This is a genomic window from Actinomycetospora endophytica, assembly GCF_021026375.1.
In the GTDB taxonomy this organism is placed as follows: Bacteria; Actinomycetota; Actinomycetes; order Mycobacteriales; family Pseudonocardiaceae; genus Actinomycetospora; species Actinomycetospora endophytica.
Genome location: NZ_JAJNDB010000003.1, coordinates 224717 through 248262, shown reverse-complemented (window position 1 = coordinate 248262; position 23546 = coordinate 224717). Strand labels below are relative to the sequence as shown.

18 protein-coding genes are annotated in these 23546 nt (G+C 73.3%); 13 read left to right on the top strand and 5 right to left on the bottom strand.

Annotation, left to right across the window (positions count from 1 at the left end; all coding sequences use genetic code 11):
* Positions 1-17: 17 nt before the first annotated feature.
* Both LQ327_RS16560 and LQ327_RS16555 read right to left on the bottom strand, forming a co-directional pair.
* Complete coding sequence (locus tag LQ327_RS16560) at positions 18-506, bottom strand: excalibur calcium-binding domain-containing protein (RefSeq protein WP_230735612.1); 489 nt, start codon at positions 504-506, stop codon at positions 18-20.
* A 28-nt stretch (positions 507-534) separates the two neighbouring features.
* Positions 535-1212 (bottom strand): class F sortase, encoded by a 678-nt coding sequence (locus LQ327_RS16555; protein WP_230735609.1) that lies wholly within the window; start codon positions 1210-1212, stop codon positions 535-537.
* Between the two features lie 331 nt (positions 1213-1543).
* On the opposite strand from LQ327_RS16555, the gene LQ327_RS16550 reads away from it, so the two are divergent.
* The 4 genes from LQ327_RS16550 (at position 1544) to eccB (ending at position 8061) form a co-directional block, all read left to right on the top strand.
* Positions 1544-2992: a sigma 54-interacting transcriptional regulator gene (locus LQ327_RS16550; RefSeq protein ID WP_230735607.1), complete on the top strand. Its 1449-nt coding sequence runs from the start codon at positions 1544-1546 to the stop codon at positions 2990-2992.
* Positions 2982-4988 (top strand): vWA domain-containing protein, encoded by a 2007-nt coding sequence (locus tag LQ327_RS16545; RefSeq protein ID WP_230735605.1) that lies wholly within the window; start codon positions 2982-2984, stop codon positions 4986-4988. The genes LQ327_RS16550 and LQ327_RS16545 overlap by 11 nt, the downstream gene beginning before the upstream one ends.
* Positions 4989-5294: 306 nt before the next feature.
* Entirely contained in the window at positions 5295-6545 is a 1251-nt protein-coding gene (gene mshC, locus LQ327_RS16540) for a cysteine--1-D-myo-inosityl 2-amino-2-deoxy-alpha-D-glucopyranoside ligase (RefSeq protein ID WP_230735604.1), read from the top strand.
* A 10-nt stretch (positions 6546-6555) separates the two neighbouring features.
* Positions 6556-8061: a type VII secretion protein EccB gene (gene eccB / locus LQ327_RS16535; protein ID WP_230735602.1), complete on the top strand. Its 1506-nt coding sequence runs from the start codon at positions 6556-6558 to the stop codon at positions 8059-8061.
* A gap of 1 nt (position 8062) precedes the next feature.
* Here eccB and LQ327_RS16530 read toward each other — a convergent pair whose 3' ends face one another.
* Positions 8063-8932 (bottom strand): PAC2 family protein, encoded by an 870-nt coding sequence (locus LQ327_RS16530; RefSeq protein ID WP_230736242.1) that lies wholly within the window; start codon positions 8930-8932, stop codon positions 8063-8065.
* A 126-nt stretch (positions 8933-9058) separates the two neighbouring features.
* On the opposite strand from LQ327_RS16530, the gene metH reads away from it, so the two are divergent.
* The 4 genes from metH (at position 9059) to hisG (ending at position 14704) form a co-directional block, all read left to right on the top strand.
* The gene (metH, locus tag LQ327_RS16525; RefSeq protein ID WP_230735600.1) at positions 9059-12604 is read left to right on the top strand and encodes a methionine synthase; all 3546 of its coding nucleotides are present in this window, start codon (positions 9059-9061) and stop codon (positions 12602-12604) included.
* Positions 12601-13278, top strand: coding sequence for an HAD family hydrolase (locus tag LQ327_RS16520; RefSeq protein ID WP_230735597.1), 678 nt, complete (start codon positions 12601-12603; stop codon positions 13276-13278). Before metH ends, LQ327_RS16520 begins: the two co-directional genes overlap by 4 nt.
* Positions 13279-13400: 122 nt before the next feature.
* On the top strand, positions 13401-13664 hold the full coding sequence (locus tag LQ327_RS16515) for a phosphoribosyl-ATP diphosphatase (RefSeq protein ID WP_230735595.1): 264 nt from the start codon (positions 13401-13403) through the stop codon (positions 13662-13664).
* Positions 13665-13720: 56 nt separating this feature from the next.
* Positions 13721-14704, top strand: coding sequence for an ATP phosphoribosyltransferase (gene hisG / locus LQ327_RS16510; protein ID WP_230735593.1), 984 nt, complete (start codon positions 13721-13723; stop codon positions 14702-14704).
* Positions 14705-14753: 49 nt separating this feature from the next.
* Here hisG and LQ327_RS16505 read toward each other — a convergent pair whose 3' ends face one another.
* Positions 14754-15593: a thioesterase family protein gene (locus LQ327_RS16505; protein WP_230735591.1), complete on the bottom strand. Its 840-nt coding sequence runs from the start codon at positions 15591-15593 to the stop codon at positions 14754-14756.
* The gene (locus LQ327_RS16500; RefSeq protein ID WP_230735589.1) at positions 15590-16501 is read right to left on the bottom strand and encodes a RecB family exonuclease; all 912 of its coding nucleotides are present in this window, start codon (positions 16499-16501) and stop codon (positions 15590-15592) included. Before LQ327_RS16500 ends, LQ327_RS16505 begins: the two co-directional genes overlap by 4 nt.
* A gap of 206 nt (positions 16502-16707) precedes the next feature.
* On the opposite strand from LQ327_RS16500, the gene LQ327_RS16495 reads away from it, so the two are divergent.
* The 5 genes from LQ327_RS16495 to LQ327_RS16475 all read left to right on the top strand — a co-directional run bounded on the left by LQ327_RS16495 (position 16708) and on the right by LQ327_RS16475 (position 23539).
* Positions 16708-17631: a type IV toxin-antitoxin system AbiEi family antitoxin domain-containing protein gene (locus LQ327_RS16495; RefSeq protein ID WP_230735587.1), complete on the top strand. Its 924-nt coding sequence runs from the start codon at positions 16708-16710 to the stop codon at positions 17629-17631.
* A 300-nt stretch (positions 17632-17931) separates the two neighbouring features.
* On the top strand, positions 17932-18915 hold the full coding sequence (locus LQ327_RS16490; RefSeq protein ID WP_372460695.1) for a tRNA (adenine-N1)-methyltransferase: 984 nt from the start codon (positions 17932-17934) through the stop codon (positions 18913-18915).
* A gap of 168 nt (positions 18916-19083) precedes the next feature.
* A complete protein-coding gene (gene arc / locus LQ327_RS16485; RefSeq protein WP_230736238.1) occupies positions 19084-20871 on the top strand; it encodes a proteasome ATPase in 1788 nt (595 codons plus the stop codon).
* Between the two features lie 20 nt (positions 20872-20891).
* Positions 20892-22244: a DUF7379 domain-containing protein gene (locus LQ327_RS16480; protein ID WP_230735585.1), complete on the top strand. Its 1353-nt coding sequence runs from the start codon at positions 20892-20894 to the stop codon at positions 22242-22244.
* Positions 22241-23539 (top strand): multidrug effflux MFS transporter, encoded by a 1299-nt coding sequence (locus tag LQ327_RS16475; protein ID WP_230735583.1) that lies wholly within the window; start codon positions 22241-22243, stop codon positions 23537-23539. The genes LQ327_RS16480 and LQ327_RS16475 overlap by 4 nt, the downstream gene beginning before the upstream one ends.
* Positions 23540-23546: the final 7 nt, after the last annotated feature.

The window sequence follows — 23546 nt, the reverse complement described above, 5'->3', positions numbered from 1 at the left end:
CGGCCCCCGGAGCGCGCTCACCGCCGGCCGGCGACCCGCACGCGGCGCGCCGTGACCAGCCCGGCCACGACCGCCAGGAACGCGCCGCCGACCCACCAGCCGGTGTGGCCCTCGGTGCTGCCGTCCCCGGTCTCGGCGCCGCCCGCGGGCACGAGGGCGACCTCACCGCCCGTCGAGCCGGTGGCACCGATCGCGGTGTTCGAGCCGCCGGAGGTGCTCGATGTCCCCGACCCGGTCACCGGGTGCGACGGGGCCACGTCCTGGTTCCCCGACCCGACGCCCTCGTTCGCGGCGGCGGGGTCGCCGGACTCGCAGGCGACGCCGTTGTGGTTGCGGTCCAGCGGCAGGCGGTAGCCGGGCTGGCCGACGTGGATGTTCCGGTGACCGGCGGCGAAGGCGGCCTTGCAGTTCGGGTAGTAGGTCGCCGCCGACGCGGTGCCCGCCGCGGCGATCGGTGCGGACAGCACGGCGGCGGCGAGGATGGTCGCCGAGATCGTGCGCTTCATGGGTGTCTCCTCCTGGTGGGTCGTGCGATCAGGCGCGGGTGGGCGACCAGCCGTCGTAGGTCGCGAAGACGATCACGTTGTCGTCGTAGCGGTGGGCTGAGCGGTCGAGCGCTCCGCCGCAGGTGATGAGCCGGAGCTGGGCATCGCGGGTGTCGCCGTAGACCGCCGTCGTGGGGAAGGCGTCCTTGTCGGCCTGGACGACGTTCGTGACGGTGAAGAACGCGGTCCGGCCGTCCTGGCGGGAGATCGCGACGCGGTCGCCGGACCCGACGTCGTCGAGATCGGCGAAGACGCCCTCCCGGTGGTCGCCGTTGATGTGCCCGACGACGACGGCCGGGCCCACCGCGCCCGGCGTCGGGCCGAGCCGGTACCAGCCGGCCTGCTCCGGGGTGTGCACCGACGGCACCTCGATGCGCCGCTGGGCGTCCACCCCGACCGGCAGCAGGGACGAGCACGCGTCGATCGACCCGACGGTGATCGCGACCGGGTCGGAGGCCGCCAGGGGAGTGCGGTCGCGGTACTGCGGCACGCCGACCGGGGCGCAGTGCGTCTCGGCGAGCGGGCGCACCTCGACGACGGCGAGGCCGAGCAGCAGGGCGGCGACGACGGCGAGCAGGATCGTCGCCTTCGGCGGGGGTGTGGCCACGACCGCGCCCGCCACGCGGCGCACCCGGTCGACGGGCCCGGCCTCCTCGAGCAGGGTCACGGTCAGCGGCCGGTCGCGGCCCGCACCCAGAGCGCGAGTCCCCCGAGCAGCGCGAGCACCGCACCGACCGCCGCCACCACGCCGGTGATCGCCAGCATCGTCTCCACTCGTTCCCCCGGGTCCTCGTCGCACGGAGCCCGTGTCACCGGAGGTGATCGGGCCGGAGCGCAGAGTCAACTCGTGTAGGTGTCGAGAGTCGGCGTCCCGACCGACCGGCACGCCGGACACGTTCGGGTCGTTCGCGCCCGGAGGGGCCGGGACGGGAGCCGGGGATCAACCGTCCCCCGGTAACGGGGAGCACGAGCGCCGAGGTCGTCGTAGCGTGGCGGAGGTGAGTTCTCCTCGCCCAGCCGATCGGACCGCAGGCACCCCGGCCTCGCCGGACGGCCTCCCCACGACCCTCGGTGAGCTCCGCGCGAGCGATCACCCCGCGAAGACCCCGCGCAGCGTCCGCGACGAGCTGCGCGACAACCTGCTGGCCACCCTGAAGGCCGGCGAGAACCCCTGGCCCGGCATCGTCGGGTTCGAGCGCACCGTGCTCCCGCAGTTCGAGCGCGCGATCCTCGCCGGCCACGACGTCGTCCTGCTCGGCGAGCGCGGCCAGGGCAAGACCCGCCTGCTGCGCAGCCTCGTCGCCCTGCTCGACGAATGGACCCCGGTGATCACCGGCTCCGAGCTCGGCGAGCACCCCGAGGAGCCGATCATCCCGGCGAGCATCCGCCGCGCCGCCGTCGAGGGCGACGCCCTGGGAGTCTCCTGGCTCCACCGCTCGGTGCGGTACGCCGAGAAGCTCGCCACCCCGGACACGAGCGTCGCCGACCTCATCGGCGACGTGGACCCGGTCAAGGTCGCCGAGGGCCGCAGCCTCGGGGACCCGGAGACCATCCACTACGGCCTCGTCCCGCGGACCCACCGCGGGATCGTGACGATCAACGAGCTGCCCGACCTCGCCGAGCGCATCCAGGTCGCGCTGCTCAACGTCATGGAGGAGCGCGACATCCAGGTCCGCGGCTACACGCTGCGGCTGCCGCTGGACATCCTGCTCGTCGCCAGCGCGAACCCCGAGGACTACACGAACCGCGGGCGGATCATCACCCCGCTCAAGGACCGGTTCGGCGCCGAGGTGCGCACGCACTACCCGCTCGAGGTCGAGGGCGAGATCGCGCTGATCCGGCAGGAGTCCGACACCGTCGCCGAGGTGCCCGACCACCTCGTCGAGGTCATCGCCCGCTTCACCCGCAACCTGCGCAACGCCTCCGCGATCGACCAGCGCTCCGGCGTCTCGGCGCGGTTCTCGGTCGCCGCGGCCGAGACGGTCGCCGCCGCGGCGCTGCGCCGGGCCGCCGTCACCGGCGAGGACGCCGCCGTCGCGCGGCCGGTCGACCTCGAGTCGGTGCCGCCGGTGCTGCGCGGCAAGCTCGAGTTCGAGTCCGGCGAGGAGGGGCGTGAGGAGGAGCTGCTGACGCACCTGCTGCGCCGCGCGATCGCCGAGACCGCCCGCAAGCGCCTGGCCGGGGTGGACCTGGGCCCGCTCGCGGACGCCGTCGCGGAGGGCCGCCGGGTGGTGACGGGGGAGCGGGTACCCGCCCGCGAGGTGGTGGCGACGCTGCCGGCGGTGCCGGTGGTGCGCACCGTCGCCGAGCGGCTCGGCGCGGGCGACACCGAGGCGCCCGGCCCGCTGGCCAGCGCCGTCGAGCTGGCGCTCGAGCACCTCTACCTCACCCGCAAGCTCGCCAAGGACGACGACGAGGACGCCGGGACGGTGGCCTATGGCGGCTGACGGGGTGGGCGGGAACGACGACGCGACGCCGGCCGGGCACGGCCCGGTCGGCCCCCGCTCCGGGCGCTACACCTACGGCCGCTTCTACGACGGGCCCGACCCGCTGGCGCCGCCGTTCGACGTGCGCGAGGCCATGGACGCCCTCGGGCGCGACGTCATGGAGGGCACCAGCCCGCGGCAGGCGATGCGCGAGCTGATGCGCCGCGGCCTGCGCGACCAGCAGGGTCTCGACGACCTGCAGCGGCGCCTGCACGAGCAGCGCCGCCGGTTGCAGCGCGAGAACCGGATCGACGGGACGCTCCAGGAGGTCCGGGAGCTGCTCAACCAGGCCCTCGAGGCCGAGCGGAACTCGCTGCAGGCCGAGGACTCCGACGACGCCCGCTTCCGCGAGATGTCGCTCGACGCGCTGCCGGACTCGCCCGCCGGCGCCGTCCGGGAGCTGGAGAACTACGACTGGCGCAACGCCGAGGCGCGTCAGGCCTACCAGCAGATCCAGGACCTGCTCGGCCGGGAGGCGCTCGACCAGCGCTTCCAGGGCATGAAGGAGGCGATGGAGAACGCGACCCAGGAGGACGTCGACGGGGTCCGGGAGATGCTCTCCGACCTCAACGAGCTCCTGGACGCCCACGGGCGGGGCGAGGACACGCAGGAGCAGTTCTCCGAGTTCATGGAGAAGCACGGGCAGTTCTTCCCGGAGAACCCCGGCAACGTCGAGGAGCTCGTCGACCTGCTGGCGCAGCGGGCGGCGGCCGCCCAGCGGATGATGAACTCGCTGTCGCCCGAGCAGCGCGCCGAGCTCGAGAGCCTCATGCAGTCCGCGTTCGGGGACCCGCGCCTGGCCGAGCAGCTCGCCCGCCTCGACTCCCAGCTGCAGGCGATGCGGCCGGGGGAGGACTGGGACGGCCAGGGCCGCTTCCGGGGCGACAACCCGATGGGCATGGGCGAGGCGACCCGGGCCATGGAACAGCTCGCGCAGCTGGACGCGCTGTCCGAGCAGCTCTCGCAGTCCTACCCGGGCGCGCGGATGGAGGACATCGACCTCGAGGCGCTCGAGGCATCGCTGGGCCGGCAGGCCCGGGTGGACGCCCAGCGGCTCGCCGAGCTCGAGCGCGAGCTGGAGAGCCAGGGCGTGTTCGAGCGCGGGCCGGACGGCTCGCTGACGCTCTCGCCCAAGGCGCTGCGCCAGCTCGGGCAGTCCGCGCTGCGCGACGTCGTCGGGTCGATGTCGACACGGCGGGGCGAGCGGGAGACGCAGCGCAGCGGCGCGGCGGGCGAGGCCAGCGGCGCGACCCGGCCGTGGGAGTTCGGCGACACCGAGCGCTGGGACGTGTCCCGGACGCTGCTCAACGCGGAGATGCGGCACGCGTCGGGGGACGAGCGCGCCCTCGACGTGACCGACGTGGAGATCGTGGAGACCGAGCAGCGCACCCGGGCGGCGGTGGCGCTCTGCGTCGACACCTCGTGGTCGATGGTCGCCGACGGCCGGTGGGTGCCGATGAAGCGCACCGCGCTGGCGCTGCACCATCTCGTCTCGACGCGGTTCCGGGGCGACGCGCTGCAGATCATCACCTTCGGGCGGCATGCGAAGACCGTGGAGCTGGGGGAGCTCACCGGCCTGGAGGGGGCGTGGGAGCAGGGCACCAACCTGCACCACGCGCTGCTCCTCGCGGGGCGCCACCTGCGCCGGCACTCCGACGCGGCGCCCGTCGTGCTCGTCGTGACCGACGGCGAGCCGACCGCGCACCTGGAGCAGGACGGGCACGCGGTCTTCGACTACCCGCCGAGCCCGGAGACGCTGCGGGCGACGCTGAACGAGGTGGACGCCATCGCCCGGCTGAAGGCGGCGCTGACCGTCTTCATGCTCGGGGAGGACCCGCGCCTCGAGGAGTTCGTCGACATGGTGGCCCGGCGCAGCGGTGGCCGGGTGGTCGCGCCGGATCTCGACGGGCTGGGCGCCGCGGTCGTCAGCGACTACCTCCACAGCCGTCGGCGCTGAGACATTCGCCCCTGCGATGGCTCAGAGTGACGAACGTGACGCCGTCGCTGGTCGCCCAACCGGGTGATCCACCCGATCGGCGCTAGCGGTGAGTTACTGTGACAGTAGGCAGGAGTCGAACCCCCCGCGACTCCGGCCGCCCCGGCCGGGTCCTTCCGTCACACCAGGGCCGTCGTGCTCGCCCGCGACGACCCTGTGGCAGGACCCGGCCGGGTCCCAGCGGGGTGTTCGCGCGAGTGTCCGGCCCGGTTCGGTGCGCCACGGTTCGACCCCGGCGACGGTGGTCTGGGGCTTAGGGTCGGGGCCATGCGCTCGTGGTCATCGGTCGAGGTTCCCCAGGTACCCGGCACCCCGCCGCCGCTGCGGCTCTACGACACGTCGAGCGGGGAGATCCGCCCGACGACGCCCGGCCCCTCGGGCGCCGGGATGTACGTCTGCGGCATCACCCCGTACGACGCCACCCACCTCGGCCACGCGGCCACCTACCTCGCGTTCGACCTGGTGAACCGCAGCTGGCGCGACGCCGGGCACGACGTGCACTACGTCCAGAACGTCACCGACATCGACGACCCGCTGCTCGAGCGCGCGGAACGGGACTCCTTCGACTGGATGGTCCTCGGGATGCGCGAGACCGCGCTCTTCCGCGAGGACATGGAGTCGCTGCGGGTGCTGCCGCCGCGCGAGTACATCGGGGCGGTCGAGGCGGTCGACGAGATCAGCGAGCTCGTCGGCAAGCTGCTCGCCTCGGGCGCGGCCTACCGCGCCGACGACGCCGAGTTCCCCGACGTCTACTTCGACCACACCGCCACCGCCGACTTCGGCTACGTCTCGCGGTACTCCACCCGGCAGATGGCCGAGGTGTTCCCGGAGCGCGGCGGCGACCCCGACCGTCCGGGCAAGCGCCACGCACTCGACGCGCTGCTCTGGCGGATGGCGCGCGAGGGGGAGCCGTCCTGGCCCTCCGACCTCGGCGACGGCCGACCCGGCTGGCACGTCGAGTGCACCGCGATCGCCCTCAACCGCCTCGGCGACACCTACGACGTCCAGGGCGGCGGCTCGGACCTCGCGTTCCCGCACCACGAGTTCGGCTCGGCGCACGGCGAGGCCCTCACCGGGATGCACCCGATGGCCCGGCACTACTGTCACGCCGGGATGATCGGGCTCGACGGCGAGAAGATGTCGAAGTCCAAGGGCAACCTCGTCTTCGTCTCCCGGCTCCGGGGCGACCGCGTGGACTCGATGGCCGTCCGTCTGGCCCTGCTCTCCGGGCACTGGCGCACCGACCGCTCGTGGACCGCGGACCTGCTCACCGGCGGCCAGGCCCGGCTGCACCGCTGGCGCGAGGCGGCCTCGCTGGGCTCGGGACCGGATCCGGCCGGGATGATCGAGCGCGTGCGGCTCCACCTCGCCGACGACCTCGACAGCCCCGGCGCGCTCACCGCGGTCGACGCCTGGGCCGACGAGGCGCTGCGCCGGTCGTCGTCGGGGACCGTCCAGGACGCCGGGGAGCGCGTGACCGACGCCCTCGACGCACTGCTCGGCGTGGCCCTCCGCTGACCGCGATGTCATGAGCCCGGTGCGCGGGTCCGCCGACGGCGGGATGCGGGCGGCCCCGCCCACGCCGTCGCGCGTCCACGCCCAGCGCGTGGTCACGCGGCGGCTGGAGTCGGCGCTCGTCGGGCGGGATCCGCACGCCGACCCGTCGGGCGCGGACCCCGGCCGGACCCGTCGTCGAGCCCTCGTCGTCGGGGCGGCGCTCGGGGTGCTCGCGCTCGGCGTGGCCGCGGTGGTGGGCCTGGTGCGCGGGGACACCGACTGGCGGGCGGCGGTGATCGTGCGCGGCACGCCGTCCGGGACGCTCTTGGTCGTCGCACACGGGCCGGACCGGCTCGTCCCCACCACCGATCTCGCCTCGGCCCGCCTGCTGGCCGCCGGCGTCGACCCGGCCCGCGCCGACCCGTCGTCGGGAGACGGTGCGGTGGACCCGATGCCGGTGCGCGACGACGCCCTCGTCGCCGCCCCGCGGACCGCACCCGCCGGGCTGGCGGGCGCCCCCTCGGAGCTGCCCGACACCGGGACCCCGCCGGTCGCGGACGCGTGGGCGGTGTGCGACGCGGTGCGGGATGCCGCGGGCCCGGCGGCCGACCCGGCCGCGCTGCAGCGGGCGACGGCGGTGCTCGGCGGTTTCCCGTCCCTGGGGCGTCCCCTCGGCGGCGACGAGGCCGTGCTCCTGCGGGGCGACGACGGCGTCACCTGGCTCGTCGCCGACGGGCGCCGCGCGGCGCTGGACCCGACGCAGGGCGCGGTCGTCCGGGCGCTCGGGATCGCCGGGGAACCCGCCCGTCCCGTCGGGTCCGCGCTGCTCGGCACGCTGCCGGTGGGCGCGCCGTTGGTGCCGCCGCGGGTCGCCGGTGCCGGCGTGCCGCCGAGCGACCCGGCGACCCGGGCGCTGGGCCTGGCCGTCGGGTCGGTGGCGACGACCGGCCCGCCCGCGTCACCGCGGTTCGTGCTGGTGCTCGACCGGGGCGTGCAGGAGGTCCCGGCCGTCGTCGCGCAGCTCGTCCGGTTCGCGGACCCGACCCCCGGCGCCGACCCCGGCATCGCGACGGTCCCGACGGCGGCCGTGGCCGGCCTGCCCCGGGCGGCCGGCGTCGACCTGGGCGCCTACCCGCGCGACTTCCCGCGGCTGCTCGGCGTGGACACGGCCCCGGTGGTCTGCGCGCAGCCGTCGGCCCGGCCCGGGGTCGCCACCGCGATCACCGTCGCGGGCACGCTGCCGACGCCGGTACCGCCCACCCCGGCGTCGGACCCCACGATCCCCGGACCACGCGCCGTGGACGCGGTGCGCATCGCCGGGTCGGGCGCCTACGTGGTGCCGGTCGGGCCGGGGGAGCAGGCGGACCCGGCGCGGGGCGTCGTCGTGGACACGGTCGGTCGCGTGTTCCCGGTGCCCGGGGTGCGCGCGGCGACCGCGCTCGGGCTCGGCGCACCGCGCCCGGCGCCACGCAGCGTGGTCGGCCTCCTGCCGCGCGGCCCGGCGCTGGACGTCGACGCGGCGCGCACGCTGCGTTGACCTACCGCTCCCAGGGACCGCCCAGATTCGGGCCGCCCGCCACCCCGCCGGCGCCACCCGGACCGTTGCCCGGGTCGCGGCGACGCAGGTAGCGCTCGAAGTCGGCGGCGATCTCCTCACCGGAGGCCTCGGTGAGGTCGTTCTCGGCGTCGCCGGCCTCCTCGAGGGCCTTGACGTACTCGCGGACCTCGTCGTCCTCGTCGGCCATCTCGGAGACGGTCCGCTCCCACTTCTCGGCCTGCTCGGGCAGCGCACCGAGGGGAACCTCGACGTCGAGGACCTCCTCCACCCGCTGCAGCAGCGCGATGGTGGCCTTCGGCGCGGGCGGCTGCGAGACGTAGTGCGGGACGGCGGCCCAGAACGAGATCGCCGGGATCCCGGCCTGCACGCACGCGTCCTGGAGCACCCCGGTGATGCCGGTCGGCCCCTGGTAGCGGGACCGGGAGAGGCCGTGGCGGGCCGCCGAGTCCTTGTCGAACGACGACCCGGTGACCGGCACCGGGCGGGTGTGCGGGGTGTCCGCGAGCAGCGCCCCGAGCGTGATCACCGTGGTGATGCCGAGCTCCTCGGCCTTCGCCACGATCTCCGCGACGAACGAGCGCCACCGCATGTTGGGCTCGATGCCCCGCACCAGCACCAGATCCCGCGCGGAGCCCGGCGGGCGACACAGCGTGAACCGGGTGGTCGGCCAGTCGATCGCGCGGCTGATCCCGTCGACGAGACGCACCGTGGGCCGTGACACCTGGAAGTCGTAGTAGTCCTCGGGATCGATCGCGCCGAGCTCGCTGGCGTCCCAGCTCAGCGCGAGATGCTCCACGGCGGTGCTGGCCGCGTCACCAGCGTCGTTCCAGCCCTCGAACGCGCAGAGCATGACCGGATCGGTCAGCTCGTGCGTCGGGTCGAGGTGATCGGAGTCGGACACCTGCGCAAGCTTACGGGTCGTGATGAGGCTCGCACGGGAACCGGTTGACCCCGGATGTCACGTTACGATCGTGTGATGGCAACCGAGAGTGAGTCACCGTTCCTGACCGCACTCCACGAGCGCGTCCTCATCGGCGATGGTGCCATGGGCACCGCGTTGCAGGACCAGGATCTCACCCTCGAAGACTTCCAGGACCTCGAGGGCTGCAACGAAATCCTGAACGTCTCGCGTCCCGACGCCGTACTCGCGGTGCACCAGGGGCACCTCGACGCGGGCTCGGACATCATCGAGACGAACACCTTCGGCACCAACTGGCCGAACCTCAACGAGTACGACATCCCGGACCGCATCCGGGAGTTGTCCCTGGCCGGTACGAAGATCGCCCGCCAGGCCGCCGACGAGTTCTCCACCCCGGACCGTCCGCGCTTCGTGTTCGGCTCCAACGGGCCCGGCACCAAGCTGCCGACGCTGGGTCACGCGCCGTACGCGCAGCTGCGCGACGCCTACGTGGAGTCCGTGCTCGGCCAGCTCGAGGGCGGCGCCGACGCGATCCTCGTCGAGACGTGTCAGGACCTCCTGCAGTCCAAGTCGGCCATCCTCGGCGCGTTCCGCGCGATGGAGCAGTACGGCCGCCGTGTCCCCGTCATCTGCCACGTCACCGTCGAGCTGACCGGCACCATGCTGGTCGGCTCCGAGATCACGGCGGCCCTGACGGCGCTCGAGCCGCTCGGCATCGACGGCATCGGCCTGAACTGCGCCACCGGCCCGGCCGAGATGAGCGAGCACCTGCGCGCGCTGTCGCGCCAGAGCCGCATCCCGGTGACGGTCATGCCGAACGCCGGCCTGCCCGAGCTCGGCCCGAACGGCCCGGAGTACCCGCTGCAGCCCCAGGAGCTCGCGGACTACTGCGCCTCGTTCATCACCGACTACGGCCTGCAGCTCGTCGGCGGCTGCTGCGGCACGACGAACGACCACGTGCGCGCCCTCGCCGAGACCTGCCGCGGCCTCACGCCGGCCACCCGGGACCCGAAGCCGGAGCCGGGCATCTCCTCGATGTACCACTCGGTCCCGTTCCGCCAGGAGACCGGCCTCCTCATGATCGGCGAGCGCTCGAACGCCAACGGCTCGAAGGCGTTCCGCGAGGCCATGGTCGAGGAGGACTACGAGCAGTGCGTGGAGATCGCCAAGGCGCAGACCCGTGAGGGCGCGCACTGGATGGACCTCTGCATCGACTACGTCGGGCGTGACGGCCGGGCCGACATGGACCGCCTGTCCCACGACGTGTCCACCGCCTCGACGCTGCCGGTGGTGCTGGACTCCACCGAGCCCGAGGTCCTCGAGGCCGGCCTCGAGCAGCTCGGCGGCCGCTCGGCGATCAACTCGGTGAACTACGAGGACGGCGACGGGCCCGACTCGCGGTTCCAGAAGATCATGCGGCTCGTGCACGAGCACGGCGCCGCCGTCGTCGCCCTCTGCATCGACGAGGAGGGACAGGCCCGCACCGCGGAGTGGAAGACCCGCGTGGCCTTCCGCCTCATCGAGGACCTCACCGAGAACTGGGGCATGCGGGTCGAGGACATCATCATCGACTGCCTGACCTTCCCGATCTCCACCGGCCAGGAGGAGGTCCGCAAGGACGGCATCGAGACGATCAACGCGATCAAGCAGCTGAAGGAGAAGTACCCGCAGGTCCAGACGACGCTCGGCCTGTCGAACATCTCGTTCGGCCTCAACCCGGCCGCGCGCCAGGTGCTGAACTCGGTCTTCCTCAACGAGTGCGTCGACGCCGGTCTCGACACCGCGATCCTCAACGCCTCCAAGATCCTGCCGTTCTCGCAGATCGACGAGGACCAGCGCGCGGCCGCGCTCGACCTGGTCTACGACCGGCGCGAGGAGCACGACCCGCTGCAGCACTTCATGAACCTCTTCGAGGGCGTCTCGGCGCAGTCCGCCAAGGACGAGCGGGCCGAGAAGCTCGCCGCCATGCCGCTGTTCGAGCGCCTCGCGCAGCGCATCATCGACGGCGACCGCAACGGCCTCGAGGAGGACCTCGACGCCGGCATGCAGGAGAAGCAGCCGCTCGACATCATCAACTCCGACCTGCTCGGCGGCATGAAGGTCGTCGGTGACCTGTTCGGCGCCGGCAAGATGCAGCTGCCGTTCGTGCTCGCCTCGGCCGAGGTCATGAAGGCCGCCGTCGCGCACCTCGAGCAGTTCATGGAGGCGTCCGACAACTCCGGCAAGGGCAAGATCCTGCTGGCGACGGTCAAGGGCGACGTCCACGACATCGGCAAGAACCTCGTCGACATCATCCTGTCGAACAACGGCTACGACGTGGTCAACATCGGCATCAAGCAGCCGATCAACGCCATCCTCGAGGCCGCGGACGAGAACAAGGTCGACGCCATCGGGATGTCCGGGCTGCTGGTGAAGTCCACCGTGGTCATGAAGGACAACCTGCAGGAGATGAACGACCGCGGGGTCGCGGAGCAGTACCCCGTGCTGCTCGGCGGCGCGGCGCTGACCCGCTCCTACGTCGAGAACGACCTCGGCGAGGTCTACCAGGGCGACGTCCGGTACGCGAAGGACGCGTTCGAGGGCCTCAAGCTCATGGACTCCGTCATGACCGGCGAGGGCCCGTCGGAGGAGGAGCAGCAGAAGGCCGCCGAGCGCAAGGAGCGCCGCGAGCGTTCCGAGCGGATCAAGGCCAAGCGCGACGAGGAGGCCGGCGGCGAGAACCCGTCGTTCGACCCGGACGCGCTGTCTGACGTCGCCCGGCGCATCGAGGTCCCGCAGCCGCCGTTCTGGGGCACCCGCGTCGTGCGCGGCCTGCGCCTGCAGGACTTCTCGGCGCTGCTCGACGAGCGCGCCACGTTCTTCGGGCAGTGGGGCCTGCGCGGCCAGAAGGGCGACGACGGCCCCTCCTACGAGGAGCTCGTCGAGACCGAGGGCCGGCCGCGGCTGCGCTACTGGCTCGACCGGCTGCAGTCCGAGGGCATCCTCGCCCACGCCGCGGTCGTCGCCGGGTACTTCCCGGTGATCTCCGAGGGCCAGGACGTCGTCGTGCTCGACGAGGCCAAGCCGGACGCGAACGAGCTGCACCGCTTCTCGTTCCCGCGCCAGAAGCGCGACCGGCGCCTGTGCCTCGCGGACTTCTTCCGCACGCGCGACGAGGCCCGTGAGCTCGGCGGCGTGGACGTCATGCCGATGAACCTCGTGACGATGGGCCAGCCCATCGCGGACTTCGCCAACCAGCTGTTCGCGGAGAACTCCTACCGCGACTACCTGGAGGTCCACGGGCTGGGCGTGCAGCTCACCGAGGCGCTGGCGGAGTACTGGCACCGTCGCGTCCGTGAGGAGCTCTCCTTCGCGGACGGCTCGACGATGGCCGACCAGGACCCGGCCGACGTCCACGAGTACTTCAAGCTCGGCTACCGCGGTGCCCGCTACTCGCTGGGCTACGGCGCCTGCCCGAACGTCGAGGACCGGGCGAAGATCGTCGAGCTGCTCGACCCGAGCCGCATCGGGGTCGAGCTCTCCGAGGAGGACCAGCTCCACCCGGAGCAGTCGACCGACGCGCTGGTCGTGCACCACCCGGAGGCGAAGTACTTCAACGCATGACGGGTCTCTCGGCCGTCCTCTGGGACATGGACGGCACCCTGGTCGACTCGGAGAGCCTCTGGTCGATCACGATGGCCGAGCTCGCCGCCCACCTGGGCGGCGAGCTCTCGGCCGCGACCCGGGAGGACCTGACCGGCTCGAGCCTGCGGCGCACCGTCACGACGGTGCGTCGCGAGGTCGGGGTGCCCGACCCCGACGACGCCGAGGGCGTCGACCGGGACGGCCGCTGGCTGCTCGACCGCACCTTCGAGGTGTTCGCCCGGGGCCTCCCGTGGCGCCCCGGGGCCCGGGAGGCGCTCGCGACGGTGCGTACGTCCGGACTACCGACGGCGCTGGTGACGAGCACCTACCGGGAGCTCACCGAGGTCGCGCTGGACACCATCGGGCGCGAGTTCTTCGACGTCACGGTCTGCGGGGACGAGGTGGCGGCGACCAAGCCGGACCCGGCCCCGTACCTGCGCGCCGCGGAGCTGCTCGACGTGGACCCGGCGTGGTGCGTCGCCGTCGAGGACTCCCCGACGGGCACGGCGTCGGCGGCCGCGGCCGGAGCGTCGGTGCTGGTGGTGCCCGCCGGGGTGGACGTGCCGGCGAGGGAGCGGCGGACGTTCCGGGATTCACTGGTGGGGCTCACCGTGGACGATCTCCGGGGGTTGCTTCCGCTCGGCGCACGTTAGGCCGTTCGGCCTACTGGGGTGCCACCGACCGCGGCGCGCCCGCCGATCGGCGACGACCGCCCGCGGCGCGATGAACCATCCGGTGGGCGGGGACGGACCCGATGATGCGACCATCGTCCAACGTGAAGACGTTCGAGGAGCTCTTCGAGGAGCTCAGCACGAAAGCACGCGACCGCCCCGAGGGCTCGGGCACGGTCGCCGCGCTCGACGCCGGGGTGCACGCGCAGGGCAAGAAGGTTCTCGAAGAGGCGGGGGAAGTGTGGTTGGCCGCCGAGCACGAGACCGACGACAAGTTGGCCGAGGAAGTCTCCCAGCTGCTCTACCGCACCCAGGTGATCATGCTCGGGCGTGGCCTCACGCTCGAGGATGTCTACAAGTACCTCTGATCCCCGTTCCACACCGCCGGGCGCGAGCCTGATCGCGTCCACCAGGAGAAGCAGCCATGCTCCGTGTCGCCGTCCCGAACAAGGGATCCCTCGCCGAGGAGGCGTCGCGCATGCTGCGTGACGCCGGCTACCGGCAACGGTCGGACAACCGCGACCTGTCCCTCACGGACGACGCGAACGGGGTGCAGTTCTTCTACCTGCGTCCCAAGGACATCGCGACGTACGTCTCCGAGGGTCAGCTGCACCTCGGCATCACCGGTCACGACCTGACCGAGGAGTCGTCGGCGTCGGTCAACGAGGTCCTCGAGCTCGGCTTCGGCCAGTCGCAGTTCCGCTACGCCGCCCCGCAGGCCCACGGCTGGACCGTCCAGGACCTCGCCGGCAAGCGGATCGCGACCTCGTTCCCCCGGCTGGTGCGCGCCAACCTCGCCCAGCAGCGCATCGCCGCCAAGGACGTCATCCGCCTGGACGGCGCGGTCGAGGTGTCGATCGAGCTCGAGGTCGCCGACGCCATCGCGGACGTCGTCTCCACCGGCCGCACGCTCGCCCAGCACGGGTTGGCCACGATCGGCGACCCGATCCTGTCGTCGCAGGCCGTGATCGTGGACCGGAACGCCAAGTTCGACCAGCAACCCGACCCGGGCGACATCATGAAGTCCAAGTACCGCTTCGTGGAGCGGCTGCGCGGTGTGGTGTTCGCCCGCCAGTACGTGATGCTCGACTACGACTGCCCGGAGCAGGTCCAGGACGAGGCGGTCCGCGTCACGCCGGGTGTGCAGGCGCCGACGGTCGCGCCGCTGTCGCTCGACGGCTGGGTCGCGGTGCGGGCGATGGTGCGCCGCAGCCGGGTCAACGACGTGATGGACGAGCTCGCCGACCTCGGCTGCACCGGCATCGTCACCGCCTCGCTGCAGTCCTGCCGCGCGGTGCTGCCCGGCCACGGCGGCGTCAGCTCGATGCCGGGGGCCACGCCGCCACCGGCGGAGGCACCGTCGACGTCCGACCCCACGGCGAGCCAGCTGGGCGTCGCCGGGGGCTGAGCCTCGGCGTCCGTACCCGGCTGCCGGGGTCAGACCCTCGGTTTCTGCCTCAGCGGGGCCGGACCGTGAGGGCCTGCGCGGCCCGCCCGACCGGGCCCGCCTCGTCGTGCAGGACCGAGTACGCGGTCCCGGTGCCCTCGGGCCCGATCACGCTGTCCGCGTCCAGCCCCGTCCACTCGCCGCGGGGCGCCCGGTGCAGGTGCAGGGTGAGGTCGGTGTTGACGAAGAGCCAGTCGCGCAGGTCGAGGCGCGAGGCGACCCCGTTCGTCGAGTCGGCCAGCGCGGCGAGGCGCTGCGCCGGGGAGGGCTCCTCGCCGGCGACGACCTGGGTGAGCACCCGCCCCCACGCCCGCCCCGGCCCGGGTTTGTCGAGGCCGCCGTCGATCCAGCGCCAGTCGACCGAGGTCAGGTAGCCGGGGAGCCACCCGTCCGGGATGTCCCGTCGGGTCCCCTCCTCGGGCCCGGGCAGCCCAGGCATGGCGGAGCCGGGCACCGTCCCGACCCCGGCCGTGTCGACGACCCCGTGGAACCAGCCGGCCGCCCGGGCCACCGCCCGCGACTTCCCGGACGCCGGGTCCGGCGCGGCGAGCTCGGCCGACACCAGCTCGATGGTCCGGCCGGGCCGGGCGACGTGGGCGCGCAGCTCCAGCGCCCCGACCGGCACCTTGCCGAGCACCTCCACCGTCATGCGGGCGAGCCGGACGTCGTCCCGCCCGGACTCGCGCTCCAGGGCGCGGACCAGGAGCGCGCTCGGCGGCCCCATGTGCTGGGCGTCGGCGAACCAGGGCCCGGCCGTGGACCCCGAGGCCTCGACGCGGGTGACGGTGCCGCCCTGGGCGGTGTCCACGTCGACGACCGTGAAGTAGGGCTCGGGCGCGGGGGAGCTCATGGCTCGCAGTCTGCCCCCGATCGGGCAGGGAGATCATCCGGCCAGCCCGGGTACGCGGGCGGGGTGCCGCCGAAGGCCGGGCAGGTCGCCTGGTGCGAGCACCACCCGCACATCCGGCCGGGGTTGGGTCGGAAGTCGCCGGTCGGGGCCGCACGCAGCACCGCCTGCCACAGCGCGACGAGGGTGCGCTCGAACCGTTCCAGTTCGTCGCGCTCCGGGTGATAGCTGAGGCTCTCGCCGTCGCCGAGGTACATCAGCCGGAGCTGGCGGGGCAGCACGCCGCGGCTGCGCAGCAGCACCAGCGCGTAGAACTTCAGCTGGAAGAGCGCCCGGGCCTCGAAGACCGCGCGCGGGGCGGTGCCGGTCTTGTAGTCGACGATGCGCACGTCGCCCGCGGCGTTGACGTCGAGCCGGTCGACGTACCCGCGCAGCCCGACCCCGGACTCGAGCTCCGCCTCCAGGAACACCTCGCACGCCTCCGGGGCCAGCCGCCTCGGGTCCTCCATCGCGAAGTAGGCGTCGATCAGGCGGGCCGCGTCGGCCTCGTCGATCAGGGCGCGGTCCTGCTCGGTCAGCTCGGCGACGACCTCGGCGAGCAGGGCGTGCGCCCGGGTGGGGACGCGTTCCAGGGCCGGGAGGCCGAAGAGCCGTTCGAGGACCGCGTGCACGACGATGCCCCGCACCTGGGCCGGCGACCGCTCCTCGGGCAGCCGGTCGACGACGCGGAACCGGTAGAGCAGCGGGCACTGCTTGAAGTCGGCGGCGCGCGAGGGCGAGAGCGCCGGGCGGCGCCGTGGGCGTTCCTCGTCGAGGCGCAGCGGGGTGACCGGACGAGCGCCGTCGGGCGCCGGGCGGGGGAGGGGCACCGCGAGGGTGTCCCCGGTCGCGGCGCGGTCGGCTTCGATCATGCGCCGCACGCTACGACGACCCCCTGACAGCCACGGTCCGCTTCACGGAACCGCCCGAGATTCCCGCCCCGCCCGGGTATTCGGCGCCGGCCGGCCCATGATCACGAGTTCGGAAGCGACACGCGCAAGATTTGCTGCGACTCGCGACCGAAATCTTGATCTTGCCGTAGTGGGAGCCGATGGAGCGCCGGCGCCGTCCAACCCCCGTGAAGGACGACCGATGTGAAGAGCACCTCCGGGCCCTGTTCCGCACCCAGGACGGCGTGATCAGCGTGGCGCAGGCGATGAGCGCAGGGCTGTCCCGGGCCGCGATCGCCGCGCGGGTGCGGAGCGGCCGGTGGGAGCGTGACCTGTGCGGCGTGCTGCGAGCCACCGACCACCCGGTCACACCACGATCGCGCATCCGGGCCGCGATGCTGTCCCTCGGTGAGGACGCGACGCTCACCGGACGATCCGCCGCGTTCTGGTGGCGCATGACCGACCTGGCGGCGTCCGAGATCGAGGTCGCGGTCCCGCACGGGTGCCGGCCGCGCCCGCGAGCCGGCGTGCGGATCATCCGCCGGGCGGTGGAGCCGTCCGACCGGGTGATCGTGGACGGCGTCGCGGTGACGAAGAAGGCGCCGACGATCCTCGCGGCCGTGGCGACACTCGGCCTCCTGGTTGGCGCCCGGCTGATGGACCGCGCTCTCCAGACCGGGGTCGGCCTCGCCCAACTCCGACGAGCACACCTGCGCGGTTCGGGCCGGTACGGCGCCCCACTCGCCGCACAGCTGCTGACCCTCGCCTCCGGCGGAGCCCGCTCCGAGGCCGAGCGGATCGCGCACCGGGAGCTGCACGGCGCCGGGATCGCCGGGTGGCGCGCCGACCACGGCCTGCAGCTCCGCGGCTACGGGTCGGCGATCCTCGATCTCGCGTTCCTCGAGCCGCGGGTGCTCGTCGAGATCGACGGCTGGGCCTATCACCGCGACCTCCGCGCGTTCCTTCGTGACGCCGATCGGCAGAACGCCCTGGTGCTCGACGGCTGGACGGTCATCCGGACGAACTGGTTCGAGCTCCACGAGCAGCCGGAGCGGTTCGTCCGGAACGTTCGCGAAGCCCTGGCTGGGCGGGACTCGCTGGAGAAGATCTGAAGTTCGGTCGCGAGTCGCGTCAAATCTTGCGCGTGTCGCTCCCGAACTGACGATCACGGCTCGGTCCGGCCAGTGGAGGAGCGCGTGGAGGCTCACGGGCGAGGAAGCGCGGGGGCGGGCGAGCGCGGACAACAGGGGCCGGGCCACGCGGGCGGGAACCGAGCCCGCACCACGACCGGCCGACTCGGGGGACCGGGCGCTCGGTCACCCGGGGCGCTCCGCCTAGGCTGGCGCGCCGTGCAGGACGAGGTGACCGGACCCCAGGACGCGGCCGACGAGATGCCGGCCGACGCCGGGGTCGTGGCCACCCCGGACGACGGCGCCGACCCCGCACCACACAGCGCCGACCCCGCACCACACAGCGCCGTCCCCGCACCACACAGCGCCGACCCCGCACCAGGCACCGCCGACCCCGCACGGGACGACCCCGACGAGGACGTCCCCCGCGGTCCCGCGCGCAGCGGGCCCTTCCTCCCCGGCGACCGCGTGCAGCTCACCGACCCCAAGGGCCGCCACTTCAGCCTCGTCCTGGAGCCGGGCCAGAGCTACCACACCCACCGCGGCGCGATCGCCCACGACAAGCTCATCGGCGCCCCCGAGGGCAGCGTCGTGCACTCCGCCTCCAACACGCCCTACCTGGCGCTGCGCCCGCTCCTCCCGGACTACGTGCTCGCCATGCCCCGCGGCGCGCAGGTGATCTACCCGAAGGACGCCGCCCAGATCGTCACGTGGGGCGACGTCTTCCCGGGCGCGAACGTGCTCGAGGCGGGCGCCGGCTCGGGCGCGCTCACCCTGAGCCTGCTGCGTGCCGTCGGCCCCGCGGGCACGGTCACCAGCTACGAGATCCGCGACGACCACCTGGACCACGCCGAGCGCAACGTCGCGAAGTTCCTCGGCGAGCACCCGTCGAACTGGACCCTGCACCTCGGCGACGTCGCCGACGCCGCCGGGCAGGCCGAGACCTACGACCGCGTCATCCTCGACATGGCGGCTCCGTGGGAGGTGCTCGAGACCGTCCGTACGGTGCTCGTGCCGGGCGGGGTCCTCGTCGGCTACGTCGCCACCACCACCCAGCTGTCGAGCCTCACCGAGGCGCTGCGCGAGCAGGCCTGCTGGACCGAGCCGCAGGCGTGGGAGTCGCTGGTCAGGCCCTGGCACAGCGTCGGTCTCGCGGTCCGTCCGGAACACCGGATGATCGCCCACACCGCGTTCCTGGTGACGGCGAGGCGCCTCGCGGACGGGGTCGTGCCGCCTCGCGTCCAGCGACGGCCCAGTCGCGGATAGCGACCTGTCAAGCACTCTCAGTGATCAACTTGACAGGTAAGAACCACCCTCGGTGACGCAACGCAAGAGCGCGACGCGAGAAGTCCGTCACCGGCTCGCTACTCCACGGACACCCGTGTTCACGGGTACGGTTGCGCCACGGAGTAGCGGGAGGAGGGCGCCGTGAGCATGAACGACGACCCCAGGGGCCGATCCGACCAGGGCCGCGACCGAGGCGCGGCGGACATGGCGGCGCAGGTGCGATTCCTCGAAGAAGAGGTCGCCCTGCTGCGTCGGAAGCTGACCGAGTCCCCACGTCATACCCGGATCCTCGAGCAGCGGCTCGCGGACTCGGCGGCGCGGGTGTCCCAACTGACCGAGCGCAACGACAAGCTCACCGAGACCCTCAAGGAGGCGCGGGCGCAGCTCGTGTCGCTCCGCGAGGAGGTGGACCGTCTTGCGCAGCCGCCGTCGAGCTACGGCGTCTTCCTGACCGTGCACGAGGACTCGACGGTCGACGTGTTCACGTCGGGCCGCAAGATGCGGGTCGCCGTGTCCCCGGCCGTCGAGGCCTCGGAGCTGACCCGCGGGCAGTCGGTGCGGCTCAACGAGGCCCTGACGGTGGTCGAAGCCGGCGACTACGAGCGCATCGGCGAGGTCTGCGCCCTGCGCGAGATCCTCACCGACGAGGACGGGTCCCGGACGCGGGCGCTCATCATCGGCAACGCCGACGAGGAGCGCGTCATCCACCTCGCGGACTCGCTGCTCGACGAGAACGCCCCGGAGCTGAAGCCGGGCGACTCGCTGATGGTCGACACCAAGGTCGGCTACGCGTACGAGAAGGTGCCGAAGGCCGAGGTCGAGGAGCTCGTCCTCGAAGAGGTCCCGGACGTCGCGTACACCGACATCGGCGGCCTCTCGCGGCAGATCGACTCCATCCGCGACGCGGTGGAGCTGCCGTTCCTGCACTCGGAGCTGTTCCGCACCTACCAGCTCCGCCCGCCGAAGGGCGTCCTGCTCTACGGCCCGCCCGGCTGCGGGAAGACGCTCATCGCCAAGGCGGTGGCGAACTCGCTGGCGAAGAAGGTCGCGGAGACCCGCGGCGAGGACAGCCGCGACGTCAAGGCGCACTTCCTCAACATCAAGGGCCCGGAGCTGCTCAACAAGTTCGTCGGCGAGACCGAGCGGCACATCCGGATGATCTTCCAGCGGGCGCGTGAGAAGGCGTCCGAGGGCACCCCGGTGATCGTGTTCTTCGACGAGATGGACTCGATCTTCCGGACCCGTGGCTCGGGTGTCTCCAGCGACGTCGAGACGACGATCGTGCCGCAGCTCCTGAGCGAGATCGACGGTGTCGAGGGGCTCGAGAACGTCATCGTCATCGGCGCGTCCAACCGCGAGGACATGATCGACCCCGCGATCCTGCGCCCGGGACGCCTCGACGTGAAGATCAAGATCGAGCGCCCGGACGCCGAGGCGGCGATCGACATCTTCGGGAAGTACCTGATCGACGGCCTGCCCGTGCACGAGGAGGACGTCGCCGAGTTCGGCGGCAACCGCCAGGCGTGCCTGGACGGCATGATCGAGCGGGTCGTCGAGCGGATGTACGCCGAGACCGACGACAACCGGTTCCTCGAGGTCACCTACGCCAACGGGGACAAGGAGGTCCTCTACTTCAAGGACTTCAACTCCGGCGCGGTGATCGAGAACATCGTGGGCCGGGCCAAGAAGTCAGCGATCAAGTCCCACCTGGAGACCAAGCAGTCCGGTCTGCGCGTCCAGCACCTGCTCGACGCCGTGGTGGACGAGTTCGCCGAGTCCGAGGACCTGCCGAACACGACCAACCCCGACGACTGGGCCCGCATCTCGGGCAAGAAGGGCGAGCGGATCGTCTACATCCGCACGCTCGTCACCGGCAAGGGGCAGACCCAGGGCAAGGAGATCGACACCGCGTCCAACACGGGTCAGTACCTGTAGTACCGGGTACCGTCGGGGCCATGAGCGCCGACGACGCCCAGGACGACGAGCGCCGGCCGCTCCCCGCACCTCGCAACGAGGTCCGGGGGGCGGCCGGTGTCGCGTCCGAGACCGTCGACATCGTGTCGCGGCCCGTCGAGGGCACCCACCGCGCGATCTCGGACACCGTCTTCGCCACGCTCCGCAAGGTCGGACTGGGCCCGGCGTCGCGCCCCGTCCAGGTGCTCCACGACGGCATCACCGGCGGCGTCTACACCGCCGTCCGCGGGATCGGGCACGCCGCGGGGACCGGCGTGGGCCTGGCCGCCGAGATCTACCGGACCGCGTCCGGGCGCACCGAGTGGACGCCGATCACCTCGCGGCCCGCGGGCGCGGTGATCGCGGGCGCGGTCAACGGCCTCGTCGGGGACCACATGGTCGCGGTGAGCAACGACCTGGCCGTTCCGATGGCCCTCCACACCTCGACGATCGACGCCGAGGGGGAGACCCGGCACGCCGCACTGCCGATGGAGACCGAGGCGATCCGCGACACCGTCGCCGACCACCCGGACCGCGACCTCGGCCACGTCGTGCTGTTCGTCCACGGCCTCGGCGAGACCGAGCACGCCTGGCGCCTGGCCGACGAGGACAGCGCGGGGGAGGGCTACGCCGAGCGGATCGCCTCGAGCGTCGGCGCCGTCCCGCTGCTGCTGCGCTACAACTCCGGGATGCGGATCGCCCACAACGGCGCCGCGCTCTCGGTGCTGCTCGCCGAGCTCACCGAGCGCTGGCCGGTCCCGATCCGCCGCCTCGACCTCGTCGGGCACTCCATGGGCGGGCTGGTGCTGCGCCACGCGTGCCACGCCGCGGTCGTCGCCGGCGAGCCGTGGGTCCGGGCCGTGCGCCGGATGGTCTACCTCGGCTCGCCCCACCGGGGGGCGCCGCTGGCCCACCAGGTCGACCGGCTCGCGGGCCGGCTCGCGAAGTACGCACAGTCCCGCACCTGGGGCGAGTTCCTCGACCGGCGCTCGGCCGGCATCCGCGACCTCGTCGCCGGCGTCGCGGACACCGACGTCCCGCTGCTCGCGCACTCCACCCACCACGGGGTGGCCGCCGCGATCACCGCCAGCGAGCACCACCCCCTGGCGACGATCCTCGGCGACCTGCTCGTGCCGGTGGACTCCGCCCGCGGCGCGATCACCGACGTCGAGACGCTGCCGTCGTCGCACCACTTCCACCTGCTCAACGACCCCCGCGTCCACGAGCACCTGCTCCGCTGGCTGGCCGCCGACCCCGAGCAGGACGACGGGGCCGACCTCGCGATCGCCCCGACCGTCCAGCCCGCTGTCAGCCCCGACGGAGAGGACGCGCCCGACGACGGCGCCGTCCGGTGAGCGCCCCGGGCGCCGCCGGTGCGGGACGCCCGCAGCACGAGGGTCGCCTCCGACGGGGCGCGCGCCTGGCCGTGCTCGGCGGGCTCACCGGCGCCGCCCCGCTCTCGATCGACACCTACCTGCCGGCGCTGCCCGGCGTCACGAGCGACCTGCGCGCCGCCGCCCCCCTGGTGGCGCTCACCCTCACCGCCTGCGTGGTGGGCCTCGCCGTGGGTCAGCTGGTCGCCGGGCCGCTCTCGGACGTCCTCGGGCGACGCTGGCCGCTGGTCGCCGGGGCACTCGGGTTCGCCCTGCTCTCCGCGGCGTGCGCGCTCGCCCCCGACGTCGGGACCCTCGTCGTGCTTCGGCTGGGCCAGGGGCTGCTCGGGGCGGTCGGGATCGTGCTGGCGCGGGCGGTGGTCCGCGACCTCTACGACGGGCCGGCCGCCGCGCGCGGGTTCGCGGCGCTGATGCTGGTCTCCGGGGTCGCCCCCATCGTCGCGCCGGTGGTCGGCGGCCAGCTGCTGCGGGTCACGTCGTGGCGCGGGGTGTTCGTGGTGCTCGCCGCGCTGGGCCTGGTGCTCGCGGTCGGGGTGCTGCTCGCGGTGCCCGAGTCCCTGCCCCGCGCGGCCCGGGCGCGGGGCGGGGGAGTCACGGCGGGCCTGCGCACCACCGGCGAGTCGTTCCGCATCCTGCTCGGCGACCGGCGGGTGCTCGCCTGCGTCTGCGCGGCCGGGCTCGGGTTCGCCGCGATGTTCGCCTACATCTCCGGCTCCACGTTCGTGCTGCAGGACCTCTACGGGCTGTCCCCGCAGGCGTTCAGCGGAGTGTTCGCGGTCAACTCGGTCGGGATCGTCGCGGCGACCCAGGTGGCGGGCCGGCTCGTCGCGGCCGAGCGGGTGTCCCCGCAGCGGTCGGTGGCGATCGGGCTCGTCGTCACCGTCCTCGGCTCGACGTCGGTCCTGCTCGGTGCCCTGACACCGGCCGGGCCGTGGGCGCTGGTCCCGGGCCTGTTCGTCACCGTCTGCGGGGTCGGGTTCGTGCTGCCCTCCGCGACGACGCTGGCGCTGGCCGGGCATCCCTCCCGGGCCGGGAGTGCCTCGGCGCTGCTCGGGACCTCGCAGTTCCTCGTCGGCGGGTTCGCCGCCCCGCTGGTGGGGATCGGGGGCGGGCGCACCGCGGTGCCGATGGGTCTGACGATGGTCGTGGCCGCGCTGGCGGGGCTCGTCGTGTTCGCCCTGGTGTGGCGACGGGCACCGGCCGCGGCACCGGACACGGCGGCCCGGACGACGGCGGCGGAACCGGCGGACAACTAGGGTCGGG

Coding starts and splice junctions, on each gene's coding strand:
- LQ327_RS16480 (WP_230735585.1), top strand. CDS start 20,892: ATGAGCGCCGACGACGCCCAGGACGACGAGCGCCGGCCGCTCCCCGCA.
- hisG (WP_230735593.1), top strand. CDS start 13,721: ATGCTCCGTGTCGCCGTCCCGAACAAGGGATCCCTCGCCGAGGAGGCG.
- LQ327_RS16545 (WP_230735605.1), top strand. CDS start 2,982: ATGGCGGCTGACGGGGTGGGCGGGAACGACGACGCGACGCCGGCCGGG.
- mshC (WP_230735604.1), top strand. CDS start 5,295: ATGCGCTCGTGGTCATCGGTCGAGGTTCCCCAGGTACCCGGCACCCCG.
- LQ327_RS16500 (WP_230735589.1), bottom strand. CDS start 16,501: ATGATCGAAGCCGACCGCGCCGCGACCGGGGACACCCTCGCGGTGCCC.
- LQ327_RS16560 (WP_230735612.1), bottom strand. CDS start 506: ATGAAGCGCACGATCTCGGCGACCATCCTCGCCGCCGCCGTGCTGTCC.
- arc (WP_230736238.1), top strand. CDS start 19,084: ATGAACGACGACCCCAGGGGCCGATCCGACCAGGGCCGCGACCGAGGC.
- eccB (WP_230735602.1), top strand. CDS start 6,556: ATGAGCCCGGTGCGCGGGTCCGCCGACGGCGGGATGCGGGCGGCCCCG.
- LQ327_RS16530 (WP_230736242.1), bottom strand. CDS start 8,932: ATGCTCTGCGCGTTCGAGGGCTGGAACGACGCTGGTGACGCGGCCAGC.
- metH (WP_230735600.1), top strand. CDS start 9,059: ATGGCAACCGAGAGTGAGTCACCGTTCCTGACCGCACTCCACGAGCGC.
- LQ327_RS16520 (WP_230735597.1), top strand. CDS start 12,601: ATGACGGGTCTCTCGGCCGTCCTCTGGGACATGGACGGCACCCTGGTC.
- LQ327_RS16505 (WP_230735591.1), bottom strand. CDS start 15,593: ATGAGCTCCCCCGCGCCCGAGCCCTACTTCACGGTCGTCGACGTGGAC.